Raw genomic sequence first — 18,912 nt, forward strand, 5'->3', positions numbered from 1 at the left:
CTCTAGAATAGTAAAGCCATTAGCTGTTTTTATAGCCATTTAAATGTCACTACAATTGGACGGTCACCTATGTTAGTCAAAAAATACCCTTGTAAGAACGACTCGTCAAAAACGATCGTATTTAGTTCAGGTTTAGGCGGACGTGCTGACTTTTGGTTACCTCAAATTGAGCGTTTTACCGAGCATTATCATGTGATTTGTTATGAACAAGAAGGGGTATTGCCTAATAGCGAACGCTTACCTGACAATTACTCTATGCAAGATTTGGCAGCGCAGTTAATTGAAATATTAAAACAAGAAGGGCTGTCTAATTGTCATTTCGTCGGTCATGCGCTTGGCGGATTCATTGGTATGGAAGTCGCTCATAAGGCACCAGAGTTGTTAGATAAACTGGTCATCTTGAATGGTTGGGAGAGCCTAGACCCTCACACTATCAAATGTTTTAGTATGCGAACCAGCTTGCTACAAGATACAGGGATAGAGGCGTTTGTACGCGCGCAAGCGATATTCTTGTACCCACCGTTCTGGATCTCAGACAACATAGAAGCACTCACACAAAAAGAAGATAAAGCCATTGCTAACTTTGCACCAATTGAGAACGTGCTAGCGAGATTAAAAGCGTTGCAGGCTTATCAGCCCCTCATAAATGCCAAACATATTAAAAATAAAACGTTAGTGTTAAGCAATCTTGACGATGTTTTGGTGCCATGGCAACGCGGTCTGGCGTTAGCCGGTAGTATGCAAAACGCCCAGTTTGAGTTAATGCTGACAGGTGGACATGGCAGTACAGTTACTGAGACCTGCTCAACCAATAGCAAAATCCTGCAATTCTTATCCAAAAACTAAAGTCAACGAGGAAGTATTATGACTGATTCACTATCGTTATCTTCAGAAGGTCTTGATCAACTGTTTGGTAAGGCCAGATCCTTTAACGCTTGGCAACAAAAAGACGTGCCAGATGCGTTACTTGAAGAGATCTATCACTTGGTTAAAATGGCGCCTACCTCAGCCAATTGTTCACCTGCACGGTTTATATTTCTCAAATCTGATGAAGCGAAAGCGCGCTTAGAGCCTGCACTATCATCAGGGAACGTTGAAAAAACCATGACAGCACCCATCACTGTCATTGTCGCTCATGATGAAGCGTTTTATGAAGAGCTTCCCAAACTATTCCCGCACACGGATGCCAGATCATGGTTTACGTCTAGTACCGAACTTGTAAAGGAAACAGCGTTTAGAAACAGCTCTATGCAAGCGGCGTATCTTATCTTGGCATGCAGAGGGTTGGGGTTAGATACGGGTCCCATGTCTGGGTTCGATAACGATCTAGTGGATAAAACCTTTCTCAAAGACAGTAACTGGTCCTCAAATCTACTCATCAATATAGGCTATGGTGAACCCGATCAGTTGTATCAGCGCTTGCCAAGATTAGATTTTGATGAGGCTTGTCAGGTCTTATAAAACCCGTTATTCATACAGTATGCTGTCTTGCGATCAGTAGACTGAGTCGTTAACAAATGTAGAGATGATTGCTTTTATTTTGATTAGCCAAAAATTAAGCCACCTGCTTATACTTAGCAGATGGCTTATTTATTAGGCATAGCACAGCTGGCTTGTCGCTAAGGCAGTGACTGTAGTTCCTGTACTTAAACTCTTGCTCTCAAGTTGATATTCTTAAACTCAAACTCTTAAGTTCTGTAAAGCACTTTTACCACATGCCATCCAAATTTGGTTTTGACTAGATGCGGAGTGAATAGCTCACCGTTGAAACAAACCTTATCAAACGGCCCTACCATTTGACCTTTTTTGAACTCACCTAAGCTACCACCTTTTTTACCCGACGGGCAGGTCGAGTGTTTTTTCGCCAGCACATCAAATGCAGCGCCTTTTTTAAGTTTGCCGATAATGTCTTTAGCCAGTTCTTGGTCTTTTACTAAAATGTGTAGTGCGCTAGCGGTACGAGCCATAATCTAAACCCTGCATAAAATATCGATTGTCAGGATATTATAGCATTACTTACTTTGGTTACTAAGTTGAACTTAATATGGATATTGCTCAAGAGTAGGAGTGGTAATGAGTCGTTTATAATAGGATTTTAGCATTTGTTGCTATCATTATTAGACCACTAATCACCATCAAAATCAGCAGCATTATTCTAAACTGACTAATGCTAATGCCTGCCAAAAAGCGTTTGCCAATAACATTGCCAATCACAGCACCCAGTCCTAATACAAGAGCATACACCCATATCTTGACGGTAAGTATCCCAAAAAAGGTGTAGCTGACGATTTGTACAATACCTACGAAGAAAGAATTCGCCGTTTTGGTCGCAATAAGGCTTTCTTTTTCTAGTCCAGCATTCATATAAAAAGGGTTAAGAATAGGGCCGAGACCACCTACTAATGTGCTCATAAAAGCAATGGCAAAGCCTACAGGTACAAAACCTACTTTTGGCATATCAAATGTTTTACTTACTTTGCCAAATTTGTATTGGAAAATAGTAGAGACTAAAAATGCACCAACCAATAACTGAATCCAGCCTGCATCCAAACGACTAAACACCAATGCGGCGAGCCATGCGCCCACGATAGCGCTTGGGACATAGTACTTAGTCAATGACCAATCAATATCATGCCAGAATAGATAAAGCCGCGAGGCATTACTCATAAAGGTAGCCACGTTGATCACAGGAGGTGCAACCGTTGTCCCTATCATCGAAGAGGTGACTGGTATCAGCAGCATAGCACCGCCACCACCGGATATAGTGGAGATAATAAAAGCAACTATACCAGCGAAAAATAAGCCTGCTAAGTGCCAAGTTGGGATGGGTTGTAGTAAGTCTAAAACAAAGAGCACTATAAAATCCTATTTTATAAGTGACATCAAGTAGTGATGTTTTGCTGATTTTGGACAGCTGACAAAAGAGCTAGGAATGTTAAATAACTGTTGAAAGTAGAGTAAAAATATCTCTAAAAAAACGGTGGTCATACATAGAGTATAACCACCGCCGGAGAGACATTTAGAGACGTACTAGCAAGAATTTATACAGCAGTCTTTTTGAAGCGTTTACGATAGATTTTGCGAATAATTGGCATAAATACCATCAGTAAAGCAAGTACCCATAGTGACATGGTGATTGGGCTACTCCATAGAATAGACATCTCACCTTGAGAGATAGAAAGAGCGCGACGTAGGTTGGATTCCATCATTTCTCCCAGTACATAACCTAGAATAAGCGCTGATAGAGGGAAGTGTAGCTTACGTAAGAAATAACCAAATATCCCAAGCCCTACCATGAACACCATGTCAAACGTGGTGCTATTAATAGAGTAGACCCCAACGAAACTAATAGCGGCGATCGATGGTATTAGGATATAGTTTGGTACATTAAGTAGTTTAGAGAACAGGCCAACTAGCGGAATATTCATTACTAACAAAATGACGTTACAGATGAACAAGGAGGCAATAAGACCCCAAACAATATCAGGCTGCTCTGTAAATAGCTGCGGACCTGGTGTGATATTGTACAAGGTCAATGCACCCATCATAACCGCAGTCGTACCAGAGCCGGGGACACCCAAAGTCAACATCGGTACAAATGAACCACAAGCTGAGGCATTATTAGCCGCTTCTGGAGATGCCAGACCACGCAGATCGCCCTCACCAAACTTACCACTATCACCCGCAATTTTGCGCTCACTAGCATAGGTCATCGCACTGGCGATCGTCGCACCTGCACCAGGCAAAATACCGACGAAAAACCCCATAATGCCACTACGTATCATGGCACCAAAAGCAAACGTGAACTCTTTTAGATTGAATAGACTGCGTTTACCTTGCTCGATGATTTTCCCACCAGTACTGGTTCTCTCAAGTAGGATTAAGATCTCACTGACACTAAAAAAACCAATAACGATGGTCGTGAACTGGATACCATCCGATAGATTGACTGAATCAAAGGTAAAGCGGTAAATACCAGTCACTGCATCTACACCGACAGTGGCCAGACCTAAGCCAATTAATGCTGAGACTGCTGTCTTAATCGGTTGATCGCCGACCAAACCACTCAAGCAAGTAATGGCGAATACCATCAATACAAAGTATTCAGCAGGGCCGAAAGACACCGCCCATTTGGCTAATAGAGGTGCGAACAAGACCACACCAATGGTCGCAATCGTAGAGCCGAAGAAAGAGGCTACTGCAGAGATGGACAAGGCGATACCTGCTTTGCCTTGTGTGGCGAGTGGGTTACCATCCAACGAGGTCATAACTGCCGCGGCAGATCCTGGGACGTTGAGCAAGATAGCAGAGATACGTCCACCATACTCACAACCGAGATATACTGCTGCGAGCAAGATAAGAGCACTCTCTGGTGGTAGACCCAGCGCAAAAGCAAAAGGCAACAGTATCGCCACACCATTGATAGGACCCAGACCAGGTAACATACCCACGATAGTACCAATAAAGGCACCAATTAAGGCAATCAGTAAGTTTTTGGGTAGGGTAGCGACCGCAAAACCGTGCATTAAAAAATCAAAAGTTTCCATAATCGCTATCCCATTATTCCTGATAGTATGCCAAGTGGTAGAATTACATCCAATGCCATGTCAAACAAGGCATACAAGGCAATACTGATCACAATTGAAAAGATAAGGCTTTTAATAGGGTTGCCAGCAAACAGTAAACCAAGCGCAAAACACATCAGTGTCGTAGCAACCACAAAACCTAAAGGCTCAAAAATCAGACTATAAATCAACAATGTGCTGACACATAAAACAAGGTTTCGAATCACTACATTGTTGTAGCCCAAATCAAGTACTTTCGTAAACCGTGCTGGACGAAAAGCAATCACTAGGGTCAAAAGTGCCATTAGTGAAAAAATTAAAATAGGATAGGGTCGAGGACCGATAGGGTCATAGGCAATGGGAGCGACATAACCGATCGCTAAATAGATCAAAAATAAGCTAAACAGTCCCATCAACCCAGAGAACGCACGTTCCATTGTCATAGAAGTATTCCTTAAATTCCAAAATAAGAAGGTTGAGAGATGTCTCATCTGTCAACCTTCGATAAATACTATAAAAACCAGTATTCAATCATTAAGGGGATATGAACTGAGTAATGCTACTTAGCTGCAGCATCAACAAGACCGTACTCAGCAGACAACTCACGTAGCTCACCTGTACGTTTATAAACATATTCTTCTAGCTCATCACCAGTCATAGAGAATGGTAGTAGCTCTTGCTGCTCGCGTAATTCAGCGAATTTTGGATCGGCCAACATGGTGTCAAATGAGGATTTCCACCAGTCGTAAGCGGCAGGACTGACATCTGGACCCATGTAATAGCCACGGACCACTGGCCAAGTAACGTCGTAGCCTTGCTCTACAGCAGTAGGAATATCAGCCATCGTACCGCCCAGTCTTTCATCTGCAAACACGGCCAATACTCGTAATTTACCAGCAGTGGCTTGCGGCATGATCTCAGCAATACCCGCACTAACGACGGTAATATGGTTACCCATCACGGCAGTAATAGCTTCACCGCCACCTTCCATAGCAACATAAGTCATGTCGCTAGGCTTTACCCCCACTGCTTTAGCCAAAATAGCGGTCTGCATCCAGTCTTGACCACCAACACTACCACCAGCGGCGAAACTAACTGCTTTGGGATCTGACTTGAGCTCAGCGACCAATCCTGCTAGATCCTTGATTGGTGAGTCAGCATTGACAGCGATGGCACCATAATCAGTACCAACCGCTGCGAGCCATTTCACGTCTTTTTCAGTGAATTTGCCGAATTTACCCTGTGATAAATTGAGGATAGACCCCGTTGAGAAGGCAATAATGGCGTCGTTGTTAGCGCGATCATTGGCAACGATTTTGTTGTAAGCAACAGCGCCAACACCGCCTGGCATATAAGTGACTCGCATTGGATCTTCTAATAGACCAGTATCTCTTAGACCAGCCTGAGCAAGCTTGCACGTCAAATCAAAGCCGCCACCTGGTTTTGCAGGGGCAATACATTCTGGACGTGAAGGGGCATCAAAACCGGCATCAGATGCTGTCGTTTCGGTCTTATTACAGGCGGTGAGGGTTAGTACTGAGAGGCCAAGAGCCAGATAGGATAGTTTTTTCACACGACACTCCTTGTGTGTATTTTCAATTAAAACTCAATAAAATTCTGAGTGAAGCCATAGCGTTATTGCAAAAGAAATTCAGGTCACACCGATATAGGTTGCTGAATTTCATAACAGTGCGCTTTTTAGTGTTTTGCAAAAGTAACAGAATATTTTAAGAATAACAAGAAACATATGTATGTATATATGAATTTTATTTTGATATAGTGGTTCAAGGATTCGCTAATCAAGACTCTATTGCACCAATACTAAACACTAATAAAAATATTATTAGTATTTATAAGTGGATAATTAAGACAGTAAAAACAAATAGATATGTTTAAATATGAGCACAGCAGTGCACGTAGGTGATAGTGATACCTACATGCACTGCTGTGCTATAGCAAGATATAAAGGATTGCTTAATTAGTGATTACTTAGTTAGTAATTATTTTGAAAAGTATAATAAGAAAACTGAGTCACATATAAAATAGAAAGCCTAAGGGTATTGAAGACTCTTATAATATAGTTGTTCAATGAAGATAATAGCAGGTCAAGAAATGAGTGAAAGCTAAGAGATAAGATACTAAAATACGAGCTGTATGACTAAAACTGCTAGCATTCCAACAATGATACCTAGGGGGACTGCTTTAAATAATAGCGTATTCAAAAGCTGATCTTTGTCTATATGTACTTGGGCGGCGCCAAGTATCAGGCTACCTCCTGACGAAAAAGGAGAAATAGATGAGCTTTGCGCACCTATCACAATGCAAATAAATAGTAATAAAGGATTTAATCCAGAGGCAATGGCTAGGGCAGGAACCATAGGGAATAGAGTTGGGGCGACCACGCCAAGCGTACTGGCAAATACTGACATGATTGCGCTGATGATGAATACTAAAATCGGTATCATCCAGATAGGTACATTGGTACTGAGCCATTCTGTTAGCTCATAAATAACGCCTACCTCCACACCAAGGCTGATCAACATTCCGACCCCGCAGATCATGATCAGCGTATTCCAAGGTACTAAAGCAATGATTGTTTTTTCGTCACCTAGTTTCAAAAACAAGCTAACCATGGCGAAAAAAATAGCGATAAAACCGATGTCGATTCTAGCGTTCAAAAACTCGATGGCCTCTACGTTTGGTATTAGTAGGTTTAGGATAGGTGCAATAAGCACCGTGGCCACCATAATAAATACAAGTACAATAGATTGTTTTTGCTTACGATCTAAGGGCTCGGGTGCTATAGCTTGGATCGCTATCTTGCTATTTTTGGTATTAATAAAACTATAAATACCTAATACTACTACTGGTGTCAAAAAGGTAACCACAAAGATGCCCAAAGCATAAGTGAACGTATTGTCATTGGCGACGCCTGCTCCGCGCATGAGCTCTCTAAAAATAACGCCACTTTGTGAAGTGACAAAGTTGGCTCCGGCTAGGGCACCATAGTTGACTGAAAGGGTGGCCACCACAATATTGAGGTTGGTTCTTTTGGACAACAATAGAATCATAGGCGCCATGGTGGCTAATACGGTGTAATAACCAGCCCCTAGGCCTGCCACAATTGTAGCAACAAAGAAAATAGCCAAAGGTAATGAGGATGGGAAATGTCTGCATTTATAGATCAGATGACTGCATAATTTCTCTAAAGCACCATTGGCTAGAGGAAAGTTATAAAAGAGTGTAACGGCAAAAATGACAAAGAAAATCTTAAGAGGCCACAGCTCAATAATTTCATAAGCGCTAAGACCCATACCAAAACACCCAATCAGGTATGAGAACACAATGGCAAATAAGCCGATATTAATTTTGGTGGTATAGCCGAGCGCGATAGATATTACAATAGCGGCTAGAACATAGAGAGTCATAGCTGCTCCTTGGTCTCAAATATATGAATTCTACAAAAACTCATACCAATTTTTATAGAGTAACGAGCAGCACGATGATATTGACAAACGACGTTCTAGATTAGAGAATCGTGTAAGTTTGGAATTTACGTTTGACTGAGTAGAATAATAGCAAAAAAGCAATGCAGATTGGCTAAGATTAACCGTAAAAAGCAAGACAAGCGTTAGTATGGTAATACTATAGAAGATTTTTAGATGTCGAGTGGGTAATAAGCCCTGTCTCAATCTTTAAGGTTAGAGCGTGCTCTAAGAGAATATTGTGGTATATAAACCTTTCCAAATAGCGGTGACAAAATGTTAAAAAATTTAGAAAACTTTAAAATGCCAAGATACGAGCAAGTAAGATGGCATATTCTGACGCTACTGACAGAAAGTAAGTGGGATGAAAATACACCCTTACCAACAGAGCAAGAGTTTGCAGATAAATATCAAGTATCAGTCGGAACGGTTCGCAAAGCGGTTGAAAAACTAGTAGAGGATGGCGTATTAACTAAATACCAGGGTAGGGGTACTTTTTTGAAACGACCAGATTTTGAAAGTTCTTTATTAAGGTTTTTTAAATTTCGTGACCAAGATGCTGGTTATGCGACACCGAACGGAGTAGTCAAAAAGGTGATCGTCATAGAAGGTATTGATGATATTAACCAAAAGCTGAATATCAGTAAGAGCAAAGCACTCATTTACATAGAGCGTATGCGTATTATTGAAGATAAAGTGCTACTGAGTGAGAAAATTTGGTTACCTAAGAGCCGTTTCAAAGCATTTATTGACTTGGCGCCAGAAGATTTCGAAAACCTTCTTTATCCATTTTATTACACAAAATGCGGTCAGTTCGTTTCGTCTGCTGTAGAAACCCTATTCTTCATAACCAATCATATAGATACCTACCTAGCCAACACTAAGGAAGAAAACTTAGTAAAGGTATGCCGCATTGCCAAAAATCTAGAAGGCGATCCCATCGAATATAGAGAGTCATATGGACTCGCAGAAAAGTTCAGTTATGAAGTTAATATTGTCTAATAGATAAGAAGTGGTCGAGAGGAAGTAGACGATTTAGGTTATCTAGGAAAACATTTCGTAAGCTAACTTTATGGTAAGACTACAAGCTTTGTAGAGGCTTTTTACTGACCGCGAGCCTATGGCAAGTAGTCCCATTAAAACAAGTTATTCATCGATTAAGAGGATGAAATACCTAATTTCCTATTCCCTTGAGATATGTTCAAGTGAGTCATAAGTCATCCAACTTAGGTATCAAGTAATGACGTCATATCTGAACAATAACACAGCTGCCGTTGATGCGACCAATAGTCCAAGAAATATAAATAGCAAAATATTATTGTGGGTTAGCTTTTCTTCAAGCTCAGAGTAACCTAAATTATCGAAGGTAATGTAATCCTCGTCACGACTGAGGTTAGAGTAGTCAAAATTCCTCACACATTCGATGAAGTGCTCAACGAACCAATAAGGCCATTGCTCAGGTTTGAATGGTGAGATCTCTCCTAATTGAGCATGATCAGACAGTCTATGCCAATTACTAGCGCTCAAGTTGAGACTGTGCATACGCCAATCTTCAAAGCGGCACTGACTGACTTGTTCAACAGCAACGACGCCTACTTTTTTATGGTTATTGTCTTTAAATATTCTTTGCATAAGAGAAAACACAACATCCTTCCCGCCTTCTAAGCATTGAAGAAAACTTTTTTCGTCATTGCATAGAAATCCCGATATTTTATTGTCTCTGTTATAGACATCTGAATGGCTCTGAATATGCTCAAATACAGACCTGTCTAGAGTATTTACTTTACTAACATAGATGAGTCTTACAAGGGAGTTTGATGGAACGCCCTTCATAGATTTTTCTAGTCTCCTATGGCTTTCTATCTTCATTCGTGCCCTCTTTTTATGATATATGCTAATTTTTTATCTCAATGGCCTCTTATTTTAAACGATTTTTGCATTGTAGATTTGTTGTACCGTGTGAAAAGTCTACTTTTACGTCCATATTTCAACATTAAGGCATAGAATATGTGGCTCAGACGTAGGCATCAAATCCGTATCATTAAACTGAGTGTGTTCTAGTCTCAATGTGAGCACTGCTCTTGTCTTACGTAGATTTTGGTTTTTCGTCATGATAAAAACATCATTGAATCATTGGTTTACCAAGCTCGGTTTCACCGTTTTTTAGCATGGTTCAATAAAGCTAGAACCAAGTAGGTCAGTGAAATACGCATCCAGAACATGATTACTAGAGACAACTCTCAAATCGATAAAATACCTATATCTCCCTAAGTATTCTTACCTCATAAACTCGACAGCAAAACACTGGTTTCGCTATTAAGAATGCCATCGATCTCTCTTACTTGCCGCAGCACTTCATCAAATTCTCTCAAACTTGTCGTGTGTATCTCTGCCACCAAGTCCCACGCCCCATTGGTAGTATGCAGCTTGATCAATTGCGGGATACCGCGCAATTTTCTAATCACTTGTGACGTAGACTTTCCTGTCACCTCGATCATCATCATCGCTTTGACTGTTTCGTTATCTAGTGCCTCATGCACTCGAATCGTAAATCCTAAAATAGCGCCATTATGAATCAGTCTATCCAATCTGTTTTGGACAGTGGCACGAGAGACTTTAAGTTTTTTTGCAAGGATTGAGATGGTTGCGCGGCCGTCTTGTCGTAATTCAGATATCAGCTCGCTGTCTAAAGAATCATAAGTGTAGTACGCCATAAAAATGCTTCCCTTATTAGGTTTTTGACATTGTGCTAAGTAGTACCTATCAATATGTCAAAAATATATCAATATTTAATAACTTATTGACATTTTAACTGACATTTATAGTTGGTAGGATATTGATTGTCGGTTTAACAAACAATATTCATGGAATGGAGCAAAACGAATGTCTAAATTTATCGTATCTCAAAAGCAGGGTGTGCCATTTGTTAGCGTACAGGCGATGGCTGAAATCATCAGTAATTATGGTATAGAACAAACCATAAGAGAGTTGGTAGATGCTTTAGAGCAGGATTTTTCTCGCTGGGAGCAATTCGAAAAATCCAGTCGTTTTGCCTCTCATTCCAAAGACGGTGTTATAGAGCTCATGCCTGTCAGCGATGGTGACATGTTTGCATGCAAGTATGTCAATGGCCATCCCATCAATACCAAACGGGACTTACAGACGGTAGCCGCTTTTGGCGTATTGTCTGATGTTGACACAGGCTATCCGATTTTATTGACAGAAATGTGCATCTTGACCGCACTACGTACGGCGGCGACCTCGGCACTGGTTGCCAAACACTGTGCGCCTAAAAACGCTAAAACCTTGGCACTTATTGGTAATGGTGCTCAAGGAGAGTTCCAAGCAATGGGCATGAAGGCAGTGGTTGGCATCTCAAAAGTACGTCTCTATGATGTTGATCCAGCTGCGTCTGAAAAAGTCGCGCATAACCTTGCCGATTCAGGTTTGGATATTACTATCTGTAAAACCGCAGAAGAAGCGGTTGAAGGCGCAGATATCATCACGACCTGTACCGCAGATAAGAAAAACGCCACCATTCTGCGTGATGATATGGTCAAAAAAGGCGTCTATATCAACGCTATCGGTGGCGATTGCCCTGGCAAAACCGAGCTGGATGCCAATATTTTACTAAGAGCCGATCATGTCATTGTAGAGTTTGAACCACAAACCCGTATCGAAGGCGATATTCAACAACTCTCTCAAGACTTTCCTGTGACAGAGTTCCATCGTATCGTAAACGGTGAAAAAGAAGCGCGCACCAACGACAATAACTTAGTCGTATTTGACGGCGTTGGTTTTGCCTCAGAAGACTTTACGGCTCTAGTATTTTTGCGTGATTTGATCAAAAAACAAGACGCCTATGAGCTGCTTGATTTGATCCCTCATCAACAAGATCCTAAAAATCTCTATTCGGTAGTCAAAGCTCATAACAAAGATCGTAGCATAGCGACGACTGAAGCTGCATCTATGGCGTAAGTGGTTAAAAAGATCAATTATAAATTTGAATAATGAAAGAATTGCTTTATTTAATGGAGACAACATAATGAACGACTTAATGAAAAACGTGCGCATAGTTGAAGTGTATTCAGATGTTGCAGGGCACAAGAAAGGCGCGTCACTAGGCATTGATGCATTGCGCGCATCATCAAAAGAGATGAATGCAGACTACTATGAAAAACTGCAACTTGACAGTATCAAAAATGAATACATACACGAAGAAGAGTCGTTATTTAAACATGCAAAATACGCTGATGTGATTGAGCCTGTTATCTCTAAATTGGCACATAAAATAAAAGAAATTAGAGAAGATAATCAATTTCCGATTGTTATCGCAGGTGATCATTCTAGCTGTGCAGGAACCATGCATGGTCTCAAAATGGCGCATCCTGATGCTGAGATCGGTGTGGTGTATATAGATGCCCATGCTGATTTTCATTCACCATATACCAGTGGATCAGGCAACATGCATGGCATGCCTTTGGCCATGGCGTGTGCGATTGACAACTTGGAATGCAAACGTAATGACCTCTCTGAAAAAGAGAAGGAATATTGGGAGCGATTAAAATTTATGGCATCTGATGAGCCATCAATCAAGCCAGAAAACGTCGTGTTTTGTGCCGTTAGAGACTATCAAGAAGAGGAGATGGAGTTAATCAAAAGACACAAAATTCCGTTATATAGTGTGGCTGAAATAACCAAAAAAGGCATCAGCGCCACAGTAGCCGAAATCTTTAAAAAACTAGAATATTGCGATCATATTTACGTCTCATTTGATGTCGATAGTGTTGATCCCTTATATGTCCCAGGGACAGGGACGCCAGCAATGAATGGTCTGTCTTATGAGCAAGCCATGCAGCTCAACATAGAGCTCATTAAAAACGAAAAAGTATGCTGCTGGGAGATGGCAGAGATCAATCCTTTGTACAACAACTCAAAAGATGACTCAACGAGAATATTTAAAATTTTAGAAGAAGTGACGCACTCCCTTTTAAATAATTACTAGCATAGAAAATTTAGAATAACTCACAAAAACCAATCTGAACGACATTATTTATATTAGTTGAAATTGACAGGGAGTCAAAAAATAATATGGACATTATTAAGACTAATGCCTCAAGTAAAGAGGCCAGCAGCATCAATATCAGACAGTTTTTAAAGTTCTTTATCCCATCTATCATAGGTTTGATGCTGTTCGTATTTCCCATTCCTTATGTAGATGGTAAGTTTGTCACCTATGCAGAAGGGTTTACCATTCCTATATCTGTGTTGAAGGATTATATCCAAGGGTATATCGGTGACCTCTTACCCTTATTCGTTGTCACCTCAATCATGATTACCTTGTGTGCTACGTTATATACCAAAGTTATGAAACCTTCATTGATTTTGAATAATGCGTTTTTAAATAATTTGCTGAACGTTACGACACCTTGGCTTGTGATTAGAATGCTTGGTGCGTTCTTTGTTGTCGTGACTTATTTTAAATTTGGGTTTGAGGCAATATATTCAGATAATATTGGCGGCTTAATATTATATGAACTAATGCCAATACTGTTTATCGTATTTTTCTTAGCTGGGTTATTACTACCACTATTGCTCGATTTTGGCTTATTAGAATTTTTTGGGGTTCTATTAAGTAAAGTGATGCGCCCTTTATTTGGCTTACCAGGTAGGTCATCCGTAGACTGTCTAACGTCGTGGCTAGGTGATGGAACGATCGGCGTCTTATTAACAGATAAGCAATTAGAAGGCGGGTTTTATACTAAAAAAGAAGCGGCCGTTATTGCCACAAGTTTTTCAGCCGTTTCGATTACGTTCTGTTTGGTCGTCATCTCTCAAGTTAAACTAGAAAGCTACTTTCTCAATATGATTGGGGTTGTTGCTTTATGCGGGATTGTTTGTGCTTTAGTAGTACCAAGATTACTACCGTTATCTAGAATTGAAGATACTTATACGATAGAAAACAGTGATAGAGATCATGAAACTATTCCTGAAGGGAAAACGTTATTTACTCATAGTCTACACAAAGCCGTTCACAAGGCAGATAGGAGTCCAAGCTTTGCTACTTTCTTAAAAGAGGGGCTAAAAAACATCTTGGACATGTGGATCGGGATATTACCTGTCGTCATGGCGATAGGGACCATGGGCTTAATTGTTGCAGAAGAGACGCCTGTATTTGACTATTTAGGTATGCCATTTATTCCGTTCTTAGAGCTATTAAACATACCGTTTGCAGCAGAAATGTCAAAAACGATTATGGTAGGTTTTGCAGATATGTTCTTGCCTGCCATCATAGGCTCTTCAATAGAATCAGAGTTGACTCGCTTTGTCATCGCTTGCTTGTCAGTCTCTCAATTGATCTACATGTCAGAAGTCGGTGGGTTGATCTTGGGGACAAAAATCCCTGTGAGTTTCTTACAGTTATTGGTGATTTTTTTACTAAGAACCCTTATTTCATTACCGATCATTGCCGTGTGTGCTCATATGATTTTTTAATAGGATTATCTCCCAAGTTTAAGACTACAGGATTGACAGCAGGAGTCATGAAAAGCATAAGCGAGTACACTCAGTGCTACTTAGGAGCAAAAGCCTCCAATAGTTCTCGTTGTCACATAGCAAAATAGCCCATCTATGGTAGATGGGCTATTTTGCTTTATGGAGGATTTGCTGTAGCTATCTAGTATTAATGTCCACGACCGCGATGCTCACCACTGCCTTCATGTTCAGCCTTCATTTTCTCTAACTGCGAACGTTGCTGTGCTGTTAGGACTTTTGCAATCTCAGCTCGAGCCTGTTGGCGACCATCTTTGCCTTGGCTACGATACTTATCGTGAATAGATTTAACTTGTGCTTGCTGTTTAGCCGTTAGATTGATTTTTGAAAGTGGTCCTTTGTGCGTACCGCCTTTATGTTGCATTTGTGCTGAATTTGGCGCGGCAGTATTGGTAGCGGCTGTTGCAGGAGCAATCATCGCGACACAAGTTGATGCAGCTAATAGTGAGCCTAATAGTAATTTTTTCATGGTGTTATCCTATTTATATATCTTGGTTGAATAAACAAGTTTGCAAAATCATCTAACATTAGCGATTTCGATTAGATAAGGCGTTTCTTTATTAATCCCTTTCCGACAACAAGAATGATAAGGGATTAAAACGTTGCGTAGTTTGATGAAAATTTAAGAAGAGTAACGACTTACGCCTATCTGCCCATGTTTATTACAGCTTTGATAACACGCTATATTGACTACCCTGATGAAGCGCTATGTCTCTCAAAAATATGTAATGACTAATCAAGCTGATGTTAAATCAAACTGGCATTAAAAATAAGAGAACTTTCTATTTTCCAATTTTATCTTTGAACTGATGACTTTAGAGGTATCATGAAAAGAACAGAAATATTTGGTAGAAAAGTTAAAATGGACATCGTTATAGGCTTTTTTACATATTCAGGAATTCACGATGAAAAATATTTTTATTATTGGTTTAATCACGACAGCATTAGCAGGGTGTAGTTTAGTTGAGCGCGATGCTATGTCCGTCACGCAAGTAAAAAGCGATGTAGCTACAGTGGGGCAGATAGAAACGGTTATCGGTTTACCTATCCGCCCAGGCAATGTTATGGCTACGAGTGGCGGTCGGGTGTTTTCTACCGTGCATCCTAACGATGGTGAACAGGGGATACAGTTATTTGAAGTGACTGGACCTAACCGCTATCAGCCATGGCCTTCAAACAAATTTCAATCTCCTAAAGGCCAGTATGGTGAAGCGACCATTGATACACCATTAGGTATTACCAAAGACGATCAAGGTGGGTTATGGATCGTCGATATGGGTCAACATATTAGTAAAACTCGTGTTTGGGGGTTTGATATTGACACTGGCGCAGTAATTAGCAAAATCGATATACCGACAGATATCGCACCAAAAAATAGTTTTGTGCAAGACTTGGTGGTTGATAGAGAAAATGGATGGATTTATTTAGCGGATATTCCCAATCCAGCCATTATTGCTATTGATATGAACACCAATGAAGTACGCCGTTTTGGCAATCATGTCGCTTTACAACCTGAAGCTGATGCAAAAATGGTAATCAATGGTGCTGAGATTATGATGGGTGGCAAGCCGACAAACAATGGTATAAATCCAATTACGATGTCCGCTGATAGTAATACGATTTATTTTGGCGCGATGAACGGTGAATCTTGGTATAGCTTAGATGCTACCTTATTTAGAACTAAGGCCAGTGATGAACAGATTGGCAAGAGCATTATACGTGTTGGTGATAAACCCGTTTCAGATGGCGCTACTACAGACAGTTATGGAAATCACTACTTTACCAACTTGAACGATAATGGCCTAGATGTGCTTGATACGAAAGGGCAGCTAACATCGTTAGTACGAGACAGCCGATTCGACTGGCCTGATAATGTGTCTTTAGATACGAATGGTTGGTTGTATGTTGCAGTAAATCAATTACATAAAACACCGCAGTTCACCGGCACCGTCGATAAAGGCCAGCCGCCTTACTATATCTATAGAGTGTGGGTAGGGAACCAATAATAGCAATACAGTCGATGTGGCGTAACAGGCGCCATCTCGGCATCGACCGTGTTTGCATACCTTAAGGCGTAACCTTGGTAATGAAAAACAGTAATCGAGATAGCCCATATTTCACGGACAAAAAAAGCCCCAATCTTAAGATTGGGGCTTTTCGAATCTGGTAGGCGTAATCGGATTCGAACCAACGACCTCTACCATGTCAAGGTAGGTCGACGAACTGCCTTCAAATGATCTAATTCTACATGTACTGTACTTAAAGGGCTACAGTCTTGTATTCATAATTATATATCAGTATGAAATTGATGTAAATTAATATTTAACTCGTAGTTGGGCACTGCCATTTGGCAGTGTTCTTGACGTCTACTCTGTCCATAATGTCTTAGGTGATAGTTGGTTTTTAGCTATTTATAACGGTCAAACATCTTATTTTAAGGCAAAGGTGTTTTTTGCTAGTCGTATATTATTGTCTAATTCATATTTATGTAACGCCGCTAAAAACCAAGTTAACCAGATTGGATGCAGAGTTTGAACAATTGCGAGATCATGCATGAGTCACGCAAGAGAAGCGTCTGATGGCACTGACAGAAGGGGAAGATCAAAGTCAAATCTTAGATACTGCTAGACACATACGGCGGTATCTTCTATATCTCTACCAAGTTGTTCTCTTTATCTTTCGCAAATCATACCGCTTCCCATTGTTTAATCCACCTACCTATAACACTACTCATCACAGAGCCCAAGAATTCAATATAACAAGGTTACAATCCACGCTCCAGCATATGCTCGCACTTCTCTATACCGTTTTCTTAATCTTTATCTTGACTAGTACTTTTGTCAATAATTGAGAGCATCTATCTTATGAAGTTACATTAGATTCAAGATGTTAATGCTTAGCATTGAAATGCAATAAAAAAACTATACACTTATGTAAACAATTGTTAGTATTGGTTACTGATTATCTCTGAAATACTACCGTCTATGCAAAAAATAAGTAATTCCCTGAAGATAAAACCAACCACAAGTTCAGCAAGCATACTCATGATGTCTATGTTATCTGCCTGCGGCAAAACCCCCTCCGAACAAATAAAAGCCATCACCGAAGATAAATATCCTGTGGCAAATATGCCAGATGAGCCATTAGAAAGGTGTTATGAGAAAAGTAGCTAAATTAAGTGTCTTTTTACCAAGCAATATGACAGTAGTTCTAAATATGTAAATAGTTAATTGAGCTGTAACCTATTTTATATACGTTTATAAATACGAGCTTATCAAAGAGTGAAAGTAATGAATCCATTAATAATAAGACCAAAACTACATTTTAAGCTTATGAGCATTCTAATACTAGGACTCGCACTACTACAAGGCGGCTGTATGCAACAAGATATAAAGCAAGACCCCTATAAAGAGGGCGATATCGTTACTTGGAAGATTAATGACCATCTTATTTTGAAGGCTGAAGTCGGAGAAAGGCGAGAGCATGTCGTTACTCGTACTCCTAAAGGAGAAGCTGAGTTCTATCGTCCACAGTATGAGCGTTATATTGGACAATTTCCTATTGACTACCAGCCTACGAGATTTGAAAAGATAAGCGAGTCAGAGGCAAGAGACATGCCTATCTCCAAGCACTCAGGCAGAAGATATGAGTTTAATCTGATGCTTAATGGCTCATGGGTGCAGGCTTCGGATAGAAGTGTCTACTCTAACGACACCTTAGATCATCCTGAGCAGGTGAAGGTTGTTGTAAATAATTATTCTCTAGGGGGAAGTACCAAGCAGTCTTTTGAGGATTATTCAATGTTAGAGCTAGATGCTGATTCTGCAAAGACTAATAATGGGGTGACTTGTTATCGTTTTAAGGGAGAGCATGATAATCAAAGAAGATGCTTTGGCGAATCTATTAACCCTCTCGTTTCAGGTTTCTCTTACTATATCCCAAAATCTAAGGATTATCCTGTAACTGCAGAGTCAAGAGAATCTATTTATAGCGGTATAAAAATCAACTGGTATGCGGATCGCAAAAACCTTGATCAAGCCCAAGCGATTGATGCTGCCATTTGGCGTTTATTAGACACTTGGAATATTTCCCCTACCAAATCAATTGACTATTAAGGAAACCTATCATGACTATTCAGCTTATAACCTCTACCATGTCAAGGTAGGTCAACGAACGTGTAAAAAATGACATTATCTTACATACACCGATATTAATAGCCTGTACATATTATATGATTTAATAATCACAATGTAAATTGTAATGGAATAAAATTTAGCTCGTAATTGGGCACTATATTTTTATAGTGTTTT

Annotated in this window: 18 protein-coding genes; 9 read left to right on the forward strand and 9 right to left on the reverse strand. The window is 40.2% G+C overall.

The features are described from left to right. The first annotated feature begins 69 nt into the window (after positions 1-69). On the forward strand, positions 70-846 hold the full coding sequence (gene rutD, locus AC5JPO_RS12345) for a pyrimidine utilization protein D (protein ID WP_493853972.1): 777 nt from the start codon (positions 70-72) through the stop codon (positions 844-846). 18 nt (positions 847-864) lie between these two features. Beyond that, complete coding sequence (locus AC5JPO_RS12350; RefSeq protein WP_493853973.1) at positions 865-1,461, forward strand: malonic semialdehyde reductase; 597 nt, start codon at positions 865-867, stop codon at positions 1,459-1,461. Between the two features lie 227 nt (positions 1,462-1,688). Here the strand turns inward: AC5JPO_RS12350 and AC5JPO_RS12355 are convergent, their stop codons facing one another. The 6 genes from AC5JPO_RS12355 to AC5JPO_RS12380 form a co-directional block, all read right to left on the reverse strand. Then, positions 1,689-1,967: a peptidylprolyl isomerase gene (locus AC5JPO_RS12355; RefSeq protein ID WP_443527114.1), complete on the reverse strand. Its 279-nt coding sequence runs from the start codon at positions 1,965-1,967 to the stop codon at positions 1,689-1,691. A 115-nt stretch (positions 1,968-2,082) separates the two neighbouring features. Further along, the gene (locus AC5JPO_RS12360) at positions 2,083-2,856 is read right to left on the reverse strand and encodes a sulfite exporter TauE/SafE family protein (RefSeq protein WP_493853974.1); all 774 of its coding nucleotides are present in this window, start codon (positions 2,854-2,856) and stop codon (positions 2,083-2,085) included. A 185-nt stretch (positions 2,857-3,041) separates the two neighbouring features. Next, entirely contained in the window at positions 3,042-4,547 is a 1,506-nt protein-coding gene (locus AC5JPO_RS12365; RefSeq protein WP_493853975.1) for a tripartite tricarboxylate transporter permease, read from the reverse strand. A gap of 5 nt (positions 4,548-4,552) precedes the next feature. Then, positions 4,553-5,008 (reverse strand): tripartite tricarboxylate transporter TctB family protein, encoded by a 456-nt coding sequence (locus AC5JPO_RS12370; protein ID WP_443527117.1) that lies wholly within the window; start codon positions 5,006-5,008, stop codon positions 4,553-4,555. A 116-nt stretch (positions 5,009-5,124) separates the two neighbouring features. Continuing rightward, complete coding sequence (locus tag AC5JPO_RS12375) at positions 5,125-6,138, reverse strand: Bug family tripartite tricarboxylate transporter substrate binding protein (RefSeq protein ID WP_493853976.1); 1,014 nt, start codon at positions 6,136-6,138, stop codon at positions 5,125-5,127. A gap of 565 nt (positions 6,139-6,703) precedes the next feature. Next, positions 6,704-7,993 (reverse strand): SLC13 family permease, encoded by a 1,290-nt coding sequence (locus tag AC5JPO_RS12380; protein WP_493853977.1) that lies wholly within the window; start codon positions 7,991-7,993, stop codon positions 6,704-6,706. Between the two features lie 333 nt (positions 7,994-8,326). Here AC5JPO_RS12380 and AC5JPO_RS12385 point away from each other — a divergent pair, with 333 nt between their 5' ends. Continuing rightward, positions 8,327-9,052, forward strand: a complete 726-nt coding sequence (locus AC5JPO_RS12385) for a GntR family transcriptional regulator (RefSeq protein ID WP_493853978.1) — start codon at positions 8,327-8,329, stop codon at positions 9,050-9,052. A 231-nt stretch (positions 9,053-9,283) separates the two neighbouring features. Here the strand turns inward: AC5JPO_RS12385 and AC5JPO_RS12390 are convergent, their stop codons facing one another. Together AC5JPO_RS12390 and AC5JPO_RS12395 are read right to left on the reverse strand one after the other, a co-directional pair. After that, positions 9,284-9,919 carry a BLUF domain-containing protein gene (locus AC5JPO_RS12390; protein ID WP_493842766.1) on the reverse strand — a complete coding sequence of 212 codons (636 nt, stop codon included), beginning with the start codon at positions 9,917-9,919 and terminating at the stop codon, positions 9,284-9,286. A gap of 413 nt (positions 9,920-10,332) precedes the next feature. After that, the gene (locus tag AC5JPO_RS12395; protein ID WP_443527125.1) at positions 10,333-10,764 is read right to left on the reverse strand and encodes an Lrp/AsnC family transcriptional regulator; all 432 of its coding nucleotides are present in this window, start codon (positions 10,762-10,764) and stop codon (positions 10,333-10,335) included. A 169-nt stretch (positions 10,765-10,933) separates the two neighbouring features. Between AC5JPO_RS12395 and ocd the strand changes: the two genes are divergently transcribed. The 3 genes from ocd to AC5JPO_RS12410 all read left to right on the forward strand — a co-directional run bounded on the left by ocd (position 10,934) and on the right by AC5JPO_RS12410 (position 14,545). Continuing rightward, positions 10,934-12,028: an ornithine cyclodeaminase gene (ocd, locus tag AC5JPO_RS12400; protein ID WP_493853979.1), complete on the forward strand. Its 1,095-nt coding sequence runs from the start codon at positions 10,934-10,936 to the stop codon at positions 12,026-12,028. Positions 12,029-12,095: 67 nt separating this feature from the next. Further along, a complete protein-coding gene (locus tag AC5JPO_RS12405; protein WP_493853980.1) occupies positions 12,096-13,055 on the forward strand; it encodes an arginase in 960 nt (319 codons plus the stop codon). An 86-nt stretch (positions 13,056-13,141) separates the two neighbouring features. Further along, positions 13,142-14,545 carry a YjiH family protein gene (locus AC5JPO_RS12410; protein ID WP_493853981.1) on the forward strand — a complete coding sequence of 468 codons (1,404 nt, stop codon included), beginning with the start codon at positions 13,142-13,144 and terminating at the stop codon, positions 14,543-14,545. A gap of 187 nt (positions 14,546-14,732) precedes the next feature. Here the strand turns inward: AC5JPO_RS12410 and AC5JPO_RS12415 are convergent, their stop codons facing one another. After that, positions 14,733-15,071, reverse strand: a complete 339-nt coding sequence (locus tag AC5JPO_RS12415; RefSeq protein ID WP_493853982.1) for a hypothetical protein — start codon at positions 15,069-15,071, stop codon at positions 14,733-14,735. Between the two features lie 436 nt (positions 15,072-15,507). Between AC5JPO_RS12415 and AC5JPO_RS12420 the strand changes: the two genes are divergently transcribed. From AC5JPO_RS12420 to AC5JPO_RS12430, 3 genes are all read left to right on the forward strand, one after another. Beyond that, a complete protein-coding gene (locus tag AC5JPO_RS12420) occupies positions 15,508-16,608 on the forward strand; it encodes an L-dopachrome tautomerase-related protein (protein WP_493853983.1) in 1,101 nt (366 codons plus the stop codon). 1,041 nt (positions 16,609-17,649) lie between these two features. Continuing rightward, the gene (locus AC5JPO_RS12425; protein ID WP_493853984.1) at positions 17,650-17,775 is read left to right on the forward strand and encodes a hypothetical protein; all 126 of its coding nucleotides are present in this window, start codon (positions 17,650-17,652) and stop codon (positions 17,773-17,775) included. A gap of 204 nt (positions 17,776-17,979) precedes the next feature. Beyond that, positions 17,980-18,717 (forward strand): hypothetical protein, encoded by a 738-nt coding sequence (locus AC5JPO_RS12430; protein ID WP_493853985.1) that lies wholly within the window; start codon positions 17,980-17,982, stop codon positions 18,715-18,717. Positions 18,718-18,912: the final 195 nt, after the last annotated feature.

The organism is Psychrobacter sp. H25 (assembly GCF_059076335.1).